Below are 19,057 nucleotides of genomic sequence, written 5' to 3' on the forward strand. Positions count from 1 at the left end.
TTACTTGTTTAAAGCCAATTCCAAGGCATTTGTAAATAAATCAGTCAATGAAATTCCTGCGGCTGCCGCTTGTTGAGGGATTAAACTCTCGGTGGTTAAACCCGGAATAGTGTTCATTTCCAGCATGTGTGGTTCATTATCAACAATGATGAATTCACTTCTAGAAAAACCACTCATTTTCAATACTTCGTAGGCTTTTTTGGCTACAGCCGAAACTTTTGCAGTCATTTCAGGAGAAATTCTAGCTGGCGTTATTTCTTGAGATTTTCCTAAATATTTGGCTTCATAATCGAAGAAATCATTTTCGGAAACAATTTCAGTGATAGGTAAAACGGTAATTTCACCTTTGTAGTTAATCACTCCAACCGAAACTTCGGTACCATCAAGGAAACTTTCGATAATGATTTCGTTGTCTTCTTTATAGGCAGTTTCGATAGCAGGAAGAAATTCTTCTTTAGTTTTTACTTTAGAAATTCCAAAACTTGAACCCGATTTGTTGGGTTTAACAAAACAAGGCAAACCAACTGTTTTTAATATTAAATCGGTATTAATGTCATCGCCAAAATTTAAATAATACGACGTTGCCGTTTTTATTCCGTAGGGTTTTAAAACAGACAATAAATCACGCTTGTTGAAGGTTAAAGCTGCTTGATAATAATCGCAGGAACTTTGTGGTATTTCTAATAGTTCAAAATAGGCTTGCATTAATCCATCTTCGCCTGGCGTTCCGTGAATAGCGTTGAACACTACATCAAAGTTGATTTTAGTTCCTTTTACAGTTACAGAAAAATCGTTTTTATCAACAGGGAATTCGGTATCAGTGTCGTCAACATAAACCCATTTTTCTTTGAAAATGTGAATTCTGTAGGCTTCATATTTTGTTTTGTCTAAAAATTGATAAACAACATTTCCACTTTTTAACGATATTTGATATTCGCTTGAATAACCGCCCATGATGATGGCAACTTTTTTCATTTCTGTCTAAGGATTAGTTTATGTATTAGGTTAAACAAAATTATCAATTTTTTTCAAACAAAATGGCTTTAGGTTTTTATATATTTGCCTAAATTAATTTTTTATGAGTTTACGAAAATACTTAACTAGTCGGGTTTTCTTTGGCCAAATTCTTTTTGCCATTGTCTCTGTTGGTATTGTTGCCTTTTTGTTTTTTAATAGTTTGAACTATCTCACCAATCATGGCGAAGAAATAGAAGTGCCGAACTTGAGTAAACTTTCAGTGGAACAAGCTGAGGAAAAACTAAGCGATTTGGATTTGGATTACATCATTCTTGATACGGTTGATTATAGAGCAGAATTTCCAAAACTGACTATAGTAGAACAAGAACCAAAAGCTGGCGCAAAAGTAAAAGGCGGTAGAAAAGTATATTTAAAAATAAACGCATCCACTTTTACTATGGTTGCTGTTCCCGATTTAATTGAAAAAACCTATCGACAAGCCGTTCCAACCTTAAAAGCAATTGGTTTGCAAGAAGGAACCATTACCTATAAACCTTATTTAGGAAAAGACATGGTACTTGAAATGATGATGAATGGACAACGAGTAAAACCAGGTCAGAAAGTATTAAAATCATCAAAAATAGATTTAGTTCTAGGTGATGGAAAAGTAGTTTTTGATGATACTATGTTAGATTCTACGGCTGTTGATTCTACTGAAATACCTCCAATAGATACTGTTGATGGAGAATAATCAAGATTTCGAACTAGAAGAAGAGTTTTTTGAACACCACCGATTTGTTTCTCCAAAAGGACAATCGTTGTTGCGTGTTGATAAATTTTTGATGGGATTTATTGAGTTTGCTACCCGCAATAAAATTCAGCAAGCCGCCGAAAAAGGCAATATCTGGGTAAATGATATTCCTGTAAAATCCAATTATAGAGTAAAACCCTTTGATGTGGTTCGCGTGATGCTTACACATCCACCATTTGAGAACCATATTCTTCCCGAAAATATACCTTTGGATATTGTTTATGAAGACGAAGCTTTGTTGGTAATTAACAAACCACCAGGTTTAGTGGTTCATCCAGGTCATGGAAATTATACAGGAACTTTGGTGAATGCTTTGGCTTTTCATTTTGAAAATTTGCCAATGAATTCTAGTGAACGACCAGGTTTAGTGCATCGAATTGATAAAAATACTTCGGGACTTTTAGTGGTTGCAAAAACAGAAGCAGCCATGACGCATTTAGCCAAACAGTTTGAAGATAAATCGTCAGACCGAGAATATATTGCACTAGTTTGGGGAAATGTAAAAGAAGACGAAGGAACAATCGAAGGACACATTGCTCGACATGTAAAAGACAGAATGCAAATGGCAGTTTATCCTGATGGCGAGCAAGGAAAACATGCTGTGACACACTATAAAGTACTGGAACGCTTTGGTTATGTTACGTTGGTTTCATGTAAATTAGAAACTGGAAGAACGCACCAAATTAGAGTTCATATGAAATATATTGGTCATACTTTATTTAATGATGAGCGATATGGCGGCAATCTTATTCTAAAAGGTACTACGTTTACAAAATACAAACAGTTTATTGATAATTGCTTTAAAACACTACCAAGACAAGCGCTGCATGCCAAAACATTGGGATTTGAACATCCAACTACTAAACAATTTATGAGTTTTGATACTGAAATTCCTAATGATATGAAGGAATGTATTGAAAAATGGCGCAATTATGCCAAATCCAACGCAACCGATTCAGACGAAGAATAGTTTTCTAAATTCTAAATATTCCGCCTAAAGCTACTATTCTTTGGAAAAAGAAAAACTCTTGTGACGCTTTATCTGATGGATTATTTGTAGTTCTGATATCATTCATATTGATATAACCACATTTTAATTCCGTTTGGATAAAGAAATGCTTGAAAAAAGTAAAGTTCAAACCCACTTTTGCCGAAACTCCATAACCAGAAACATGAAAATCATCGTGACGCGTATTGCCAAAAAGCTTGGCATTGGTTTTTGGGTATAATATTCCTGCGCCAAGACCTTCTGTTACATTGATTTGAAATTTATCCGTATTAGGAAGTTTAATCCATTTTGAAATATCATCTACTCTAGAAAACTCTGTATTTATATAGTTTAAACCATCGGTGTGTTCAAAGGTTAGAAAATCTTCTGTTAATAGTATTTGATTGTTTGGTAACACTTCTCCATAACTTCCTTGATTTGGATAGGTTCCAGTGTAATCTACAGTTCTACCTTGATACATTACATATTTCATGTGGTCAACACCAATAGAAATGTTGTAATGGTCATTAATAAAATAACCTATTCTCAAATTGGTTTGCGGAATGGTCATTCTTGCAGGATTTAAATAGTCGCAGTGCCAACCTTTAGGTTTATCGTGAGCCACGACATTATGTAGTGTAAAATCGTATCCATTTCCTTGAAAACGAATATCAGATTCTGAGAAGCTTTCTCTGTTTCCACCCCAAAAAATATAAAATTTTCCTTTGTTATGGGCAGTATATTTCTCTGGAGTAGCTAAATCTTGTGAAAACGAATGTAAAGAACAGAATAAGGCGAGTAAAAAGACTTTTTTCAAAATTTTGAATAAAAAAATATTAAAATGCGTTTATTGTTTTTCTAATTGCAACAAGTCGAGTCATTAAGTTTTCGAAATAATCTAAGTGTAGCATGTTTGCTCCATCACTTTTGGCATTCGCTGGATCGAAATGCGTTTCAATAAAAATTCCATCAACGCCAACGGCAATTCCAGCTTTGGCAATAGTTTCTATCATATCTGGTCTTCCTCCAGTTACACCAGCCATTTGATTGGGTTGTTGAAGTGAATGCGTAACATCTAAAACGGTTGTAGCGTAGTGTTGCATCGTTGGAATTCCTCTAAAATCAACAATCATGTCTTGGTATCCAAACATACTTCCTCTATCCGTTACCATCACATTTTGGTTGTTACAATCCAATACTTTTTGCACTGCATGTTTCATGCTTTCTGGACTCATAAATTGTCCTTTCTTTAGATTTACCGTTTTACCCGTGTTAGCAGCAGCAACTACTAAATCGGTTTGGCGAACTAAAAAGGCAGGTATTTGAAGTACATCAACATATTGAGCTGCTTTGTCAGCATCTTCGTTGGTGTGGATATCGGTAACGGTTGGAATATGAAACGTTTCTGAAACTTTACGAAGAATTTTTAATGCTTTTTCATCTCCAATTCCTGAAAAGCTATCAATTCTAGAACGATTGGCTTTTTTGAAAGAACCTTTGAAAACATAAGGAATTTCTAATTTGTCTGTAATAGTAACCAGTTTTTCTGCAATTCTCATTGCCATTTCTTCTCCTTCAATGGCGCATGGACCAGCTAAAACAAAGAAGTTTCCACTATCAATATTTTTGATTTGTGGAATAGTATTTAGGTTCATAAATTATGTTTTTTTGAAAGTGCAAAAGTAGCAATAATTTGTGTCTTTTTTTTGCTTTTTAACAAACTATTTTTTGGCTGAAAATCCGATTGGAATTAATAAATAACCTCTTTCGTAGATGTTTAAGTACAATTTTAAAGGTTTTTGAAGTCCAACCCAAGTTATTTCATAAACATCTAAAAATCCGGCACCCATTTCTGTTCGTTTACTTGGAAAAGGACAGCAGCTTTCCAATTTTTTATAAAATATTTTTTCGCCTTTTGGACCAGCTAAAGCATTTAGATATCGTTGCGCATTTAGATTTTCATCCTTTGAATTTTTATAAAAAACATTAACAGGATAATCAGGATCGTAACCATATTTTGAGTCTTGGCTGTATTCTGTAATTAGAAATGTATTGTCTTTGGTCAAAGTAGGAAGTGGCGCTTTGTCATCAATATTTTTGATTGTTGACTTCGTACTTACACAAGAAAAAAGGAATAAGCTAGATAAAAGAAGGGTAAAAACGGAACTGATTTTTTTCATGATAATCATTTTTTCATTCGACGTGCAATAATCGTGCTAAAACGGTTGAAGGACTTATTTTTATTTGCGAATATAAAATTATATATTTTAATCAATAAACTGTTATTGAATTTCTATTTTTGTAAAAATAATAAATAGGTATGGATTTAATAACGCACACTTGGCATTGGTCAATCTCTGGTTTTCTTATTGGAATGATAATGCTTAGCTTGATTTATTTTGGAAAACAATTCGGCATGTCGTCTAATCTTCGTTCGCTTTGTTCGATGACTGGAATAGGGAAGAAGGTGGCTTTTTTTGATTGGGATTGGAAATCGCAACGTTGGAATTTAGTGGTTGTACTTGGTGCAATGATTGGCGGATATGTTGCGGTTCATTTCATGAGTGATGCTTCTAATGTCGATTTAAACCCAACTACCATCGAGCAATTAGCCACAATGAATATCGAAGCACCAAATGGAAAATTAGTACCAGAAAGTATTTTTGGCAGCCAAGCATTTTCATCACCAAAAATGATTGGGATTTTGCTCTTGGGTGGTTTGTTAATTGGTTTTGGTTCGCGCTATGCAGGTGGTTGTACATCTGGTCATGCTATTTCTGGATTAAGTAATTTTCAGTTACCTTCTTTAAAAGCGGTTATTGGTTTCTTTATTGGAGGTTTAATCATGTCTCATTTTCTTTTACCCTTAATTTTTTAAACCATGAAATTAGTAAAATATTTAGTAATAGGTTTTGTATTTGGAATTGTATTGACCAAATCAGAAGCAGTTTCATGGTATCGTATTTATGAGATGTTTCAATTTCAGTCCATTCACATGTTTGGCATTATAACAGTTGCTATTATAACTGGTGTTATTGGCATTCAAATTATCAAAAGAAACAATTTAAAAGACATTGATGGCAATCCTATAGTTATTCAAGATAAAGAAAAAGGTAATGCACGTTATTGGATTGGTGGAACGCTTTTTGGTTTAGGTTGGGCAATGGTTGGTTCGTGTCCTGGACCAATATTTATACTTCTTGGCGCAGGTTTTATGAGTATTGGAGTTGTTTTGATTGGAGCAATTTTCGGCACATTTCTTTATGGTGTTTTTAAAGATAAATTACCACATTAAACTACTATATTTGTAATCAACATAAACGAAATCATGATGATAACATTTACCAGAATACTAATTTGCTTTTTATTGATGGTGATGTTTTCAAATCTTCAAGCGCAACAACTTTTTCAATTATCAGATGATTATATTGTAAAAACGTATTCAGAGCGATGGGAATTGGATAGTGTTTATCAACAAGGCACTTTCCGATTGATGTCGTACAAGCCAATTTATCTTGCGCCCGTTAGATGGTCGTCCAAACCAAATGACAAACCCACGAGTGATAATCCAGATTTTTCGTCAACCACTTCCTTTCCTTATAATAATATCGAAGCTAAGTTTCAAGTTAGTTTTAAAACCAAGTTAGTACAAGGTATCTTTTGGGGTAAAGGCGATATTTGGTTGGGATATACTCAAAAAGCGCATTGGCAAGTTTTTAATACAGGCTTGTCTCGGGTTTTTAGAGAGTTGAATTATGAACCTGAAATAGTTTTTAAATATCCCGTTCGTTGGAAATTCTTTGGAGGTCAGTTTCGTTCGGTTGGGCTTTCATTTAATCACCAATCCAATGGTCGTGATTTACCAAATTCAAGAAGTTGGAACCGAATTATCTTTCACATGGGTTATCAAAATGACGATTGGATAATTACACTAAATCCTTGGATACGATTGGAAGATGAAGAAGATGAAAATCCAAATATTGGAAAATACATTGGTAATGCGGAAATTAATGTAGCCTACAACTATCACCGACACCAGTTTTATAGCATCATAACACATCCATTTAACCAAATAAAAGGAGGAAGCATTCAGTTGAATTATGTTTTCCCATTAAAAGGACATCTTCGTGGCCATGTTCAACTCTTTGAAGGCTATGGTGAAACTTTGATTGATTATAACTTTCGCCAAACTACCCTTGGATTTGGAATTTCCTTTGCAGATTGGTAGTTTTTTTTATTATTTAAGTCAATTTTGTTCGTAGCTATTATTTTTTTATCTAAAAAAGAATATGACCTTTTATTAAAATTATTATTTAATACTTGTTAAAAAGTTTTATTTTGATTTGGATATATTTTAATTAGTATTCATATCCTGAACTTTAAACTGTAAGAACTTCCAATTTTGATTATACTCAAAAATTATTAGAATGTTTCCTTGATTTTTTTTGATATTAATCATTAAAATATTGGTTAATCACACTTAGAATTATATATTTGCACGTTTCAAAAAAAGGGAACAATTGGAAAATCATTTCTTTAAGTAGTAATGTATTGAATTTCAATTGCTTGTTTCTTTTGTAACTCTAAACAATAACCAAAAGAATAATTAATTTTTAGTAATAATGCAGAATAAAGGACTAGTTAAATTTTTCGCAATTCTATTTGCATTGGTGAGTATCTACCAACTTTCTTTCACTTTTGTGGCAAACAAAGTAAAAAATGATGCAAAAGCTTTCGCAGGTGGAAATCCTGAAAAGGAAATCAAATATCTTGATTCAATTGGAAAAGAAAAAGTATTCAATTTAGGGTTTACGGATTTTACTTTTGATGAGGTAAAAGATAAACAAATCAACAAAGGTCTTGACCTTGAAGGAGGAATTAACGTTATTCTTCAAATTTCGGTTAAAGACGTGTTGAAAGGATTGTCTAACAATTCTAATAATCCTGTTTTCAATAAAGCTTTAGACGAAGCAACTCGTAACCAAGAAGGAAATCAAAGTTATTTAGATGCATTTTTTGTAGCTTTTGATGCTAATAAAGGAACTACTAAATTAGCTTCTCCAGATATTTTTGCTAACAGAAATTTATCGGATGAAATCAACTTTAATATGACTGATGACCAAGTTAAAAAGGTATTGGTTAAAAAAGTAGATGAATCAGTTGAATCTGCATTTGGAGTATTAAGAAGTCGTATCGATAAATTTGGTGTAACGCAACCTAACATTGCTAAACTTGGTCAAACAGGTAGAATTTTAATCGAATTGCCTGGTGCTAAAGATGTTGACCGTATTAAAAAATTAGTTTCTAGTAAAGCAGAATTAGAGTTTTGGGAAACATACAAAGCAGAAGAATTCATGGGATTCTTAGGTTCAGCTAATGAAGCTTTAAAAGCTACTGTAAAATCAGAAGTTAAAGAAGCAGAAAAACCAGTTGACTCATTAACTAAACTATTAACTGATAAAGAAACAGATACAGCTTCTGCTAAAAAAGGAAATAATCCTTTATTTGATAGATTAGTTGGTCAAGGTGGTGGTCCAATTTTGGCTACTTTCACAACTAAAGATACAGCGGCGATTAATGGTTATTTTAAAAGACCAGAAATTCGTGCTTTGGTTCCAGCAGATAAACAAAACGTAAAATTTGTTTGGGGTAAACCAGTTTCTGTTAAAGATGCAAAAACTAAAAAAGACGTTGAAACGGTTGATTTATATGCTTTAAAAGGTAATAGAGATGATATCGCTCCATTAAGTGGTGGTGTTATTGTTGATGCCAAAGATTCATTTGACCAAATGGGTAAACCATCGGTAACAATGCAAATGAATGGTGCAGGAGCAAGAGCTTGGGAAGAATTAACAGGAAGAGCTTACACTCAAAAAAGCGCTATTGCTATTGCTCTTGATGATGTTGTGTATTCTGCTCCAGGAGTTTCTACAGGACCAATTGCTGGTGGACGTTCTGAAATTTCAGGAAACTTTACAGTTGCTGAGTCAAAAGATTTAGCTAACGTTTTAAGAGCTGGTAAATTACCTGCTGCTGCTGAAATAGTTCAATCAGAAGTGGTTGGACCATCTTTAGGTCAAAAAGCGATTGATGCTGGTACAACTTCATCTATTGCTGGTTTCTTATTAGTATGTTTATGGATGGTATTTTATTATGGTAGAGCAGGTTGGTATGCAAATGCAGCTTTGATAGTAAACTTACTTTTCTTATTTGGAATTTTAGCAAGTTTAGGTGCTGTATTAACATTGCCAGGAATTGCTGGTATCGTATTAACATTAGGTACAGCCGTTGATGCTAACATCATTATTTATGAAAGAGCAAAAGAAGAACTTCGAGAGGGTAAAACATTAGCAGAAGCAGTTAAAGCTTCCTATGGTTGGAAAGGTGCAATGCGTTCAATTATTGATGCAAACGTTACTCACGTGTTAACCGGAGCCATTTTATTTATCTTTGGAACTGGACCAATTCAAGGTTTTGCTACAACATTATTAATAGGTATTTTTACTTCATTGTTTACTTCTATTTTTATTGCTAGAATATTTATTGATAGAGATATAGCTGCAAACAGAAGTTTGATGTTCGCTACACCGACTACAAAGAATTGGTTTACAAACTTCCATTTTGATTTTATTGGAATAAAAAAATGGTCTTATGCTATTTCTACTGTAGTTGTTATAGTAAGTTGTATTTCTTTCTACTTTAATGGTTTAGATGAAGGCGTTGATTTTGTTGGAGGGAGAACTTTCCAAGTAAAATTTGAAAAACCAGTAGAGCCAACTCAAGTATCAGAAGAATTATCAGCTGTATTTGGTGTAACTGTTGAAGCAAAAGTATTTGGTGATGATGATCAATTAAAAATAACAACAAAATACAAAATCAAAGAAGATGGAGTTGGTGTTGATAAAGAAGTAAATGAGAAACTTTATGCTACATTGAAAAAGTACTATAAAGATGGATTAACGTATGAAAACTTCATCAATACTTATGACGGAAAAACAACAGGTGTTTTACAAGCGTCAAAAGTAGGAGCAGCTATTTCTGCTGATATTAAAACTAACTCGTTCTGGGCTGTTATTGGTGCTATGCTTGTAGTTGGTTTATATTTAGTGATTTCGTTCCGTAAATGGCAGTATTCATTGGGAGCTATCGCTGCAGTATTACATGACGTTATTTTTGTTCTTGGATTATATTCATTGTTATACAAATACATGCCTTTCCACATGGAAATGGATCAACATTTCATAGCTGCTATCTTAACAGTAATTGGATATTCTATGAATGATACTGTAATTGTATTTGATAGAGTTAGAGAATTCTTAGCTGGAAATGTAAAAGGTAGTTTCAAAGATGTGGTTAATGCATCTATTAATACAACACTTTCTAGAACCATCAATACATCATTGACAATGGTTTTAGTATTATTGATTATGTTTATTTTCGGTGGTGAATCAATTAGAGGATTTATCTTTGCAATGCTTGTTGGTATTGTTGTTGGAACGTACTCTTCATTGTTTATTGCAACTCCAATATTAGTTGACTCAATCAGTAAGAAAGATATTGAAGAAATTGAAAAAAGACATGCTGAATAAGTAAGTCATCAAATAAAAAAAAGGTTGCTAATTTTAGCAACCTTTTTTTTATGACTTAAATTTTATTTTCGAATAATATTTCTGAGTACGGCTTTATTTGGATAATTTACAACTTCAAGTGTTATTTCTTCATTTTTACTTGTTTTTCCGTAAATGATGTATAATTTTCCTCCATCAACTTTGATATTGCTTTTGTCAAAATCTACATCACCATGAGTTAAAGAATTTTTTATGTCAACACTATCAACCCAATCTTCTGAAAGTCGCCTCGAGGCTTCAATGTCATAATGGAAAGGTTTGTTCCGAAGATCATTTAACACACGAGCATTTGGAAAATAATTACATCGGGTATCTTTTCCACTCCAAATTAGAGCCACAAAAAACATTCCAATAGTAAAACCTACAAGATAATAGGCAAAACGATATTTTAAATTCATAAAATTATTTTTTGCAAAAGTAAAACGAAAAATGTAAACAGTATCTTAAAAGCAAAAAATTATTAGAAGACGATTAAATTTATATCATTATCAGGCAAATTGAACCAATCGCCAATTGCTTTGTTGGTTAAAATACCATGATACAGATAAACACCATTTTTCAAACCTTTATTACATCTAATAGCACTTTCTAAACCACCATCTTCGGCAATTTGTAACAAATAAGGAGTAATGATATTACTAATAGATAGCGATGCAGTTTTAGAATAACGCGATGGAATATTTGGAACACAATAGTGAATAATATTATTTTTTATGAATGTTGGCGACTCATGTGTAGTAACTTCGGATGTTTCAAAACAACCACCTGTATCGATACTAACATCGACAATAACAGCACCTTTTTTCATGTGTTCAACCATTGTTTCAGTTACAACTACTGGACAACGTTCTTTACCGCGCATTGCACCAATGGCAACATCACATCTTCTTAATGCTTTCAATAATGATTTTGGTTGAATGGTTGAGGTAAAAATTCGTTGGTTTAGATTATTTTGAAGTCGTCTTAATTTGGTTATTGAATTATCAAATACTTTAACATGTGCTCCAAGTCCAAGTGCGGTTTTTGCAGCAAATTCGCCTACAGTTCCAGCACCAAGAATAACAACATCAGTTGGCGGAACTCCAGTAATATTTCCTAACAATAATCCCTTTCCAAACTGATTATTAATCATTAGTTCGGCAGCTATAAGAACAGAAGCTGTTCCCGCTATTTCGCTTAATGATTTCACTGCAGGATAAGAACCATCTTCGTCTTTTATATATTCAAAAGCTAAAGCAGTGATTTTTTTCTTTGATAATAGTTCGAAGTATTCTTTTTTTCGAGTTTTTAATTGAATTGCCGAAATTACTATAGCATTGTTTTCGACCATACTAATTTCTTCAATGGTAAGCGGTTCAACTTTTAATATCATTGGACAGCTTAAAACTTTCTTTGTATCGTTAGTGATACTCGCTCCAGCATCGCTATATTCTTTGTCGGTATAACTTGAACTCAAACCAGCACCAGCTTCTATCAAAACTTTGTGTCCATGTGATGTTAACGAATTAACTGCATCTGGTGTCAAACAAATACGACGTTCTTGATAAGAAGTTTCTTTTGGAACACCAATAAACAAGTCACTTTTATGACGATAGATTTCTAGTTTTTCTTCTTGTGGAAGTAATTGCTCTTTGGTAAAAGGTGTCTTAGCCATTGTATTTATTATCAAATAGGGCACAAATTACAAAAAAATATCCAAATCTAAACCAGCGTTACTTTTCTTTTGTTTTCTATCGTTTGACTGATAAATAGTTCTGAAAAAGTATCTGGTAACAAGTTTTGAATTTTTTCTGGCCATTCGATGAAGCACCAATTTCCTGAATATAAATAATCATCAATACCAAAATCTAATGCTTCACTTTCACTTTTTAGGCGATAGACATCAAAATGATAAATTAACTGATTATCAAAGGTTTTGTATTCATTTACTAAAGAAAAAGTTGGGCTGCTAGTAGCATCTTTTACGCCAAGTTCTTTCGCTAAAGCTTTTATTAAAGTGGTTTTTCCTGCGCCCATATTTCCATGAAAAAGAATGACTTTTTTAGGATTTTCAGCAATTATTTTTTTGGCAACTTCGCCAATTTCTTCAATCGAAAATATAATTTCCATGGTTTAAGTAATTAGTAATTAGTGAAAAGTAAATAGTATTACTTTTTGATTGATAGTTTTAATTTACCTTTCACAAATCACTTTTTATTTCGGATTAAAAACTAAAAACGGCACAATCATTTCTTCTAACGAAATTCCTCCATGCTGGTAAGTATTTCTATAATAGCTTACGTAGTGATTGTAGTTATTTACATAAGCCAAAAATAAATCGTTTTTTGCAAAAATGTATGAACTACTCATATTTATTGCAGGTAAGCCTATTTTTTTTGGATCTTTTACAGCATAAACATCTTTGTCTTCATAGCTCAAGCTTCGTCCAGTTTTATAACGTAAGTTCAAACTTGTATTTTTATCTCCAATCACTTTCGACGGATTTTTAACATTTATTGTTCCGTGATCTGTGGTGATAATTAGTTTAAAACCAAGCTTTTGTGCTTGTTGAATAATCTCTAATAAAGGAGAATTTTTAAACCAGCTTAACGTTAACGAACGATAGGCTTTATCATCGGAAGCAAGTTCTTTCACCACATCCATTTCAGTTTTGGCATGTGAAAGCATATCGACAAAATTATAAACAACAGTAACTAAATCGTTGTCTTTTAACCCTTTAAAATTATCTGCAAGTTTTTTTCCGCTAGACAAATTGGTAATTTTAAAATAATCTTGCTTAATATTTAAGCCCAATCGTTTTAAATGTGCGGTTAAAAATTCAGCTTCATATAGGTTTTTTCCTCCATCTTCGACATCATTTTTCCAATATTGAGGAAACTGTTTCTCCATTTCTAATGGTGTTAATCCTGAAAAAATTGAATTTCTCGCGTATTGTGTAGCTGTTGGTAAACTTGCAAAATAAGGAGTTTCTTTTTCTAATTTATAATGATTGGCAATAACACTTTCCATAGCTTTCCATTGATCATAACGTAAATTGTCAATTACTACAAAAAGTACAGGTTTGTCTTTTTTCACCAACTCAGGAACAACTAGTTCTCTAAATAAAGTATGCGATTGTATTGGTTTATCTGCTTTTGGTTCGAACCAGTCTTCGTAATTTCGTTCGATGAATTTTCCAAATTGAAAATTGGCTTCTACTTTTTGGCTTTCCAAAATTTCAAACATGCTTTGGTCATTGATGTTTTCGAGTTCCAATTCCCAAAAAAGTAATTTTTTATACAATTCAACCCAATCTTCATAGGTTCGAACCATTGTCATATCCATCGCAATTTTTCGAAATTCTTTTTGATAATCCAATGTCGTTTTTTCAGAAACCAATCTCGAATGGTCTAAGTTTTTCTTTAAACTCAGTAAAATTTGGTTCGGATTTACTGGCTTTATCAAATAATCTGCAATTTTTGAGCCAATGGCTTCTTCCATGATATATTCTTCTTCACTTTTGGTAATCATTATTACTGGTGTGGAAGATTTTTTTTCTTTCATTTCTTGAAGCGTTTCTAAACCACTCATTCCAGGCATGTTTTCATCTAGAAAAACAATATCAAAATTGCCTTCTTCAAATATTTCAATGGCATCACGACCATTATTACAGGTCGTTACGTTATAGTTTTTCTTTTCTAAAAAAAGTATGTGCGGTTTTAACAAATCAATTTCGTCATCAACCCAAAGAATTTTTATGATATCCATTTTGCTATCTATTTAACGTGCAATTTACTACTTATACAACGCAGAATTATTAAATTTATTATAAATTATTACGAATAAATTAAAGTTATTATTTCTTTACTATCGATAAAAACCCCATATTTGACTATAAATTATTTGTGATGGAATTTAATCAAATACTTGGTTATTTTTTAGCGGTTTTTGTTGGAATAACATTAGGGTTGATTGGCAGTGGTGGTTCAATTCTTTCGGTTCCAATTTTGGTTTATGTTATGAAAGTTGAACCAATTTTAGCTACAGCATATTCTTTGTTTGTAGTTGGATTTTCTGCATTAGTTGGAGGAATTCAAAAAGCAAAACAGCAATTAGTTGATTTTAAAAAAGTACTTCTTTTCGGAGTTCCAACCGTTTTGGCAGTTTTTTTAACTCGAAAATTTATTGTTCCAAATATCCCAGAAATCATCTTTTCCAACCAATCATTTTCTTTACATAAGCCAGTTTTTATCATGATTGTTTTTGCAATTGTAATGATTGTTGCTTCAATCAAAATGATACAGCCAACTAAGGAAGTTGAGATTAATGCCAATGGAAAATTAAATTATTTTGCTATTTTCTCACAAGGATTATTTATTGGATTGATTGCTGGTTTTGTTGGTGCTGGAGGTGGATTTTTACTTATTCCTGCTTTGCTTTTTTTGGCAAAAACACCAATGAAAATGGCCGTTGGAACATCATTATTTATAATCGCTATACAATCTTTAATAGGTTTTTTAGCCGACATTACAACGCAAGTTTTAGACTGGGAATTAATGCTGACTTTTACCTTTTGTTCATTAGTTGGCGTTTTTATCGGAAGCTTTCTTTCTAAAAAAGTTTCAGGCGAAAAACTAAAAAAAGGTTTTGGTTATTTTGTTTTGTTTATGGGAACTTACATAATTGCAAAAGAGTTATTTTTTTCTTAAAAAAGAGTAAAAACTGTTATTTATCATCTTTTGTCAATTTGAATTCCGTTAACTTTGTTATAAAATAGAAAAATTTATGAAAATTGAACAAATATATACGGGTTGTTTAGCACAAGGCGCATACTATATTGAGAGTAATGGAGAAGTTGCCATTATCGATCCATTGCGAGAAGTGCAACAGTATATTGATAAAGCAACCGCAAATAATGCTAAAATCAAGTACATTTTCGAAACTCATTTTCATGCAGATTTTGTTTCTGGACATGTAACTTTAGCAGAGAAAACAGGAGCAAAGATTATTTATGGTCCAAATGCCAACCCAACTTTTGATGCACATATAGCTCAAGATAATGAAGTTTTTCATCTGGGAGAAATTACTTTGACTTGCCTTCACACGCCAGGTCACACCATGGAAAGTTCGTGTTATTTATTGAAAGATAAAAATGGTAAAGATTACGCTCTTTTTAGTGGTGACACACTATTTTTAGGCGATGTTGGTCGTCCAGATTTAGCTCAAAAAGCGGCTGATATGACGCAAGAAGATTTAGCTGGAATTTTATTTGACAGTTTGCGAACAAAAGTTATGTCTCTCGCTGACGATGTTATTGTTTATCCAGCGCATGGTGCAGGAAGTGCTTGTGGTAAAAATTTAAGTAAAGAAACTGTCGGAAGTATTGGCGACCAAAAAGCAACAAATTATGCGCTTCGTGCGGATATGACTAAAGAAGAATTTATTAAAGAAGTTACCGATGGATTATTGCCACCGCCAGCATATTTTCCAATGAATGTGAAGTTCAATAAAGAAGGTTATCAAAATGTAGAAACTATTATCTCTGAGGCAAAAGCTTTTGATGCTAAAACATTTGAAATTGTTGCTAATGAAACTGATGCGTTGATTTTAGATGTTCGTCATCAAGATGATTTTGAAAAAGGACATATTCCAAAATCAATTTTTATTGGAATTGATGGTCAATTTGCTCCTTGGGTTGGTGCTTTGATTTTAGATTATAAGCAACCAATACTTTTGGTAACTCCAGTTGGAAGAGAAAATGAAACCATCACGAGATTAGCTAGAGTAGGATATGACGCAACTCTTGGTTATTTATCAGGAGGTTTTGAAACTTGGAAAAAAGCAGGTTTAGATTATGATACTGTTACTTCTGTTTCCGCTGAAACTCTTGAAGATGTATTGAAACAAGCTCAGAACGACACTAAAGAACTAGCTGTATTTGACGTCAGAAAACCAGGAGAATATGAAGCGGAACACATTGTAGATGTGCCTTCAACACCGTTAGATTTTTTAAATAATCATTTAGCAGAATTTCCAAAAGAAAACGATTTTTATTTGCATTGTGCTGGAGGTTATCGTTCAATGATTGCTGCATCTATTGTAAAAGCTAGAGGTTATCATAATGTAATTAATGTTTTAGGTGGGTTTTCCGCGATTAAGAAAACAGGAATAAAAACCACAAACTTTGTTTGCCCATCAACATTAAAATAATTTAAGCCGAAATTAATGTTAAAAATGGATGACTATTCAAAATAAAACATAAATTTGATTAACTAAACAAATGATTATTAATATTTAAATTATAAAAGATGAAAAAAATCATATCAATGTTTGCTATTGCAGCATTTTTATTTTCAGTAAATGCAAATGCTACTGAACCTACAAAAGATAAAAAGAAAAAAGCAAAAACTGAAAAATTAGCCACTACAGAAGATAAAAAAGAATGTAGTAAAGAAAAAAAAGCGGGTTGTTGTTCAGCTAAAAAAGCAGAAGAGAAAAAAGCATAATTATATTTTTTGTAATTTTTTTTAATAAGCGTTCAATTTTGAACGCTTTTTTTGTTGCAAAAATTTAAAATTGTAGTAACATAATAGTTACTTTTACTACTAATTTTCAAATTAGTCTCACTAAACCAATCATAATGATGAAAATAAACCAATTACCTTTTATAGCTTTAATTTTAGCTTTAACACTTTCTAGTTGCAATCAAAAAGAAACGGATTTTATAGATCCTTTATTAACGAATAGAGATACTACTGTCAATCCTGCTGATGATTTTTTCATGTATGCAAATGGAGGTTGGTTCAAGAGAAATCCTATTCCTGCTAGTGAAAGAAGCAACGGGATTTTTAGAACAATAGGCGATACAATCAATTCTCAAATTAAACAAATATGTGAAAAATCAGCTGCTTTAACCAATTCAACAAAAGGCAGTAACGAACAAAAAATTGGTGACTTCTATGCTTCTGGAATGGATACTTTGACTATTGAAAAATTAGGTTTATCACCATTAAAATCAGATATCAACCGAATAAAATCGATAAAAGATGTGCCTTCTCTTTTGAATACAATTTCATATTTACATACAATTGGTGCAAATCCAGCTTTTTCTGCTTATGTTGGACAAGATGATAAAAACAGTGCTAAATATGCCGTTTTTTTAAGTCAAGGTGGTTTAGGAATGGGAAATCGCGATTATTATTTTAATACTGATAAAGAAACAGTTGCAATCAGAAGCGAATATGTGAAACACCTTCAAGCAATATCACAGTTGATCGGTTATTCAGCCACTGACGCAAAAGCAAATGCAGCCTCAATCATGAAGATGGAAACGGAGTTAGCTAAAAATTCAAGAAAGTTAGAAGCGCTTCGTGATCCGATTTTAAATTATAATAAAATGAGTATTGCTCAGTTGAATGCAGCAACACCAAATATGGATTGGAAAGCAATTACAGCAACAATAGGAATAAAAAATGTAGATACTTTAATTGTTGGTCAGCCAGAATTTTACAAGGCTTTAGACCAAATGATAAAAAGTTATTCTATCGAAAACTGGAAAACGTATTTGGAATGGGATTTAGTGAATTCGTATGCATCTTATCTTAACAACGCAATAGAGAAACAGAATTTCTATTTTTATTCTACCGTAATGAGTGGAGTGAAAGAGCAAAAACCACGTTGGAAACGAATTGTTGAACAAACTGATGGTTCTTTAGGTGAATTGATTGGTCAAGTTTATGTAAAAGAATATTTGCCGGAAGGTTCAAAGGAAAAGCTTTTAGAAATCGGAAATAACATCAGAACTGTATATGCAGAACGTATCAAAAAGTTAGATTGGATGAGCGAAGAAACTAAGAAAAAAGCATTGCACAAACTTAGTAAAATTGTAATGAAAGTTGGTTATCCTGACAAGTGGAAAGACATGAGCAGTGTCGAAATCAGTAGAAAAACATACTTGGAAAACGTAATGGCTACTAACAAATGGGCTATTAATGATATGATTTCTAAATATGGAAAACCTGTTGATAGAACAGAATGGGGAATGTTTCCACAAACCTATAACGCTTATTACAATCCAAGTAATAATGAAATTTGTGTTCCAGCTTGTAATATTTTAGTTCCAGGATTTGAAGGTAGAATGCCAGATGATGCAGTTTTGTATGGAATTATTGGTGGTTCTACTTTTGGTCACGAAATCACACATGGATTTGATGATCAAGGAAGTCAGTATGATGAGAAAGGAAATTTAAATAATTGGTGGACAGCTGAGGATTTGAAAAAATTCAAAGAAAAAACCAAATTGATTGTAGAGCAATTTAATAAATACGAAGCATTACCAGGAAAATTTGTAAACGGCGACGCTACTCAAGGTGAAAACATTGCCGATTTAGGTGGAGTGGTTATGGGATTTGAGGCATTTAAGAAATCATCACAGTATAAAAATAAAGAGAAAATCAGTGGATTAACTCCAGAACAACGTTTCTTTTTGGCTTATGGATACGCTTGGATGGTAAATATTAAACCGGAATCACTTGCCAATCAATTATTAACGGATGTTCATGCACCAGCGAAATACAGAATTAATGGACCATTAGAAAATAATCCAGATTTTCATAAAGCATTCAATATAAAGAATGGTAGTAAAATGAAACGACCTGATAATTTGAAAATTACTATTTGGTAAAAACAAAAAAT

Annotated in this window: 18 protein-coding genes; 10 read left to right on the forward strand and 8 right to left on the reverse strand. The window is 32.5% G+C overall.

The window, feature by feature from the left end:
- Positions 1 to 975, reverse strand: a complete 975-nt coding sequence (locus BC748_RS08205; RefSeq protein WP_133532994.1) for a D-alanine--D-alanine ligase — start codon at positions 973 to 975, stop codon at positions 1 to 3.
- A 103-nt stretch (positions 976 to 1,078) separates the two neighbouring features.
- Between BC748_RS08205 and BC748_RS08210 the strand changes: the two genes are divergently transcribed.
- Entirely contained in the window at positions 1,079 to 1,708 is a 630-nt protein-coding gene (locus BC748_RS08210; RefSeq protein ID WP_133532995.1) for a PASTA domain-containing protein, read from the forward strand.
- The gene (locus BC748_RS08215) at positions 1,698 to 2,738 is read left to right on the forward strand and encodes an RluA family pseudouridine synthase (protein WP_133532996.1); all 1,041 of its coding nucleotides are present in this window, start codon (positions 1,698 to 1,700) and stop codon (positions 2,736 to 2,738) included. The genes BC748_RS08210 and BC748_RS08215 overlap by 11 nt, the downstream gene beginning before the upstream one ends.
- Before the next feature lie 4 nt (positions 2,739 to 2,742).
- Here the strand turns inward: BC748_RS08215 and BC748_RS08220 are convergent, their stop codons facing one another.
- The 3 genes from BC748_RS08220 to BC748_RS08230 all read right to left on the reverse strand — a co-directional run bounded on the left by BC748_RS08220 (position 2,743) and on the right by BC748_RS08230 (position 4,936).
- Entirely contained in the window at positions 2,743 to 3,573 is an 831-nt protein-coding gene (locus tag BC748_RS08220; protein WP_133532997.1) for a hypothetical protein, read from the reverse strand.
- A gap of 19 nt (positions 3,574 to 3,592) precedes the next feature.
- A complete protein-coding gene (gene kdsA / locus BC748_RS08225) occupies positions 3,593 to 4,411 on the reverse strand; it encodes a 3-deoxy-8-phosphooctulonate synthase (RefSeq protein WP_133532998.1) in 819 nt (272 codons plus the stop codon).
- A 66-nt stretch (positions 4,412 to 4,477) separates the two neighbouring features.
- Positions 4,478 to 4,936, reverse strand: a complete 459-nt coding sequence (locus BC748_RS08230) for a 2-dehydro-3-deoxyphosphooctonate aldolase (protein ID WP_133532999.1) — start codon at positions 4,934 to 4,936, stop codon at positions 4,478 to 4,480.
- A gap of 140 nt (positions 4,937 to 5,076) precedes the next feature.
- Here BC748_RS08230 and BC748_RS08235 point away from each other — a divergent pair, with 140 nt between their 5' ends.
- From BC748_RS08235 to secDF, 4 genes are all read left to right on the forward strand, one after another.
- Positions 5,077 to 5,634, forward strand: a complete 558-nt coding sequence (locus BC748_RS08235; protein WP_133533000.1) for a YeeE/YedE family protein — start codon at positions 5,077 to 5,079, stop codon at positions 5,632 to 5,634.
- 3 nt (positions 5,635 to 5,637) lie between these two features.
- Positions 5,638 to 6,051, forward strand: a complete 414-nt coding sequence (locus tag BC748_RS08240) for a DUF6691 family protein (RefSeq protein ID WP_133533001.1) — start codon at positions 5,638 to 5,640, stop codon at positions 6,049 to 6,051.
- Between the two features lie 36 nt (positions 6,052 to 6,087).
- Positions 6,088 to 6,984 (forward strand): phospholipase A, encoded by an 897-nt coding sequence (locus BC748_RS08245; RefSeq protein WP_133533002.1) that lies wholly within the window; start codon positions 6,088 to 6,090, stop codon positions 6,982 to 6,984.
- 394 nt (positions 6,985 to 7,378) lie between these two features.
- Complete coding sequence (secDF, locus tag BC748_RS08250; RefSeq protein ID WP_133533003.1) at positions 7,379 to 10,345, forward strand: protein translocase subunit SecDF; 2,967 nt, start codon at positions 7,379 to 7,381, stop codon at positions 10,343 to 10,345.
- Positions 10,346 to 10,407: 62 nt separating this feature from the next.
- Here secDF and BC748_RS08255 read toward each other — a convergent pair whose 3' ends face one another.
- From BC748_RS08255 to porX, 4 genes are all read right to left on the reverse strand, one after another.
- Positions 10,408 to 10,782, reverse strand: coding sequence for a DUF4258 domain-containing protein (locus BC748_RS08255; protein ID WP_133533004.1), 375 nt, complete (start codon positions 10,780 to 10,782; stop codon positions 10,408 to 10,410).
- A gap of 62 nt (positions 10,783 to 10,844) precedes the next feature.
- Positions 10,845 to 12,038 (reverse strand): alanine dehydrogenase, encoded by a 1,194-nt coding sequence (locus BC748_RS08260; RefSeq protein ID WP_133533005.1) that lies wholly within the window; start codon positions 12,036 to 12,038, stop codon positions 10,845 to 10,847.
- Between the two features lie 47 nt (positions 12,039 to 12,085).
- Positions 12,086 to 12,493 carry a tRNA (adenosine(37)-N6)-threonylcarbamoyltransferase complex ATPase subunit type 1 TsaE gene (gene tsaE / locus BC748_RS08265; RefSeq protein WP_133533006.1) on the reverse strand — a complete coding sequence of 136 codons (408 nt, stop codon included), beginning with the start codon at positions 12,491 to 12,493 and terminating at the stop codon, positions 12,086 to 12,088.
- A gap of 84 nt (positions 12,494 to 12,577) precedes the next feature.
- Positions 12,578 to 14,131 carry a T9SS response regulator signal transducer PorX gene (porX, locus tag BC748_RS08270; protein WP_133533007.1) on the reverse strand — a complete coding sequence of 518 codons (1,554 nt, stop codon included), beginning with the start codon at positions 14,129 to 14,131 and terminating at the stop codon, positions 12,578 to 12,580.
- Between the two features lie 140 nt (positions 14,132 to 14,271).
- Between porX and BC748_RS08275 the strand changes: the two genes are divergently transcribed.
- From BC748_RS08275 to BC748_RS08290, 4 genes are all read left to right on the forward strand, one after another.
- Complete coding sequence (locus BC748_RS08275; RefSeq protein WP_133533008.1) at positions 14,272 to 15,072, forward strand: sulfite exporter TauE/SafE family protein; 801 nt, start codon at positions 14,272 to 14,274, stop codon at positions 15,070 to 15,072.
- A gap of 76 nt (positions 15,073 to 15,148) precedes the next feature.
- Positions 15,149 to 16,573 carry an MBL fold metallo-hydrolase gene (locus BC748_RS08280; protein WP_133533009.1) on the forward strand — a complete coding sequence of 475 codons (1,425 nt, stop codon included), beginning with the start codon at positions 15,149 to 15,151 and terminating at the stop codon, positions 16,571 to 16,573.
- A gap of 98 nt (positions 16,574 to 16,671) precedes the next feature.
- Positions 16,672 to 16,869: a hypothetical protein gene (locus BC748_RS08285; protein ID WP_133533010.1), complete on the forward strand. Its 198-nt coding sequence runs from the start codon at positions 16,672 to 16,674 to the stop codon at positions 16,867 to 16,869.
- Positions 16,870 to 17,003: 134 nt separating this feature from the next.
- Positions 17,004 to 19,046 carry a M13 family metallopeptidase gene (locus BC748_RS08290; RefSeq protein ID WP_133533011.1) on the forward strand — a complete coding sequence of 681 codons (2,043 nt, stop codon included), beginning with the start codon at positions 17,004 to 17,006 and terminating at the stop codon, positions 19,044 to 19,046.
- Positions 19,047 to 19,057 lie beyond the last annotated feature (11 nt).

The sequence above is a fragment of the Flavobacterium dankookense genome (genome assembly GCF_004362665.1).
In the GTDB taxonomy this organism is placed as follows: Bacteria; Bacteroidota; Bacteroidia; order Flavobacteriales; family Flavobacteriaceae; genus Flavobacterium; species Flavobacterium dankookense.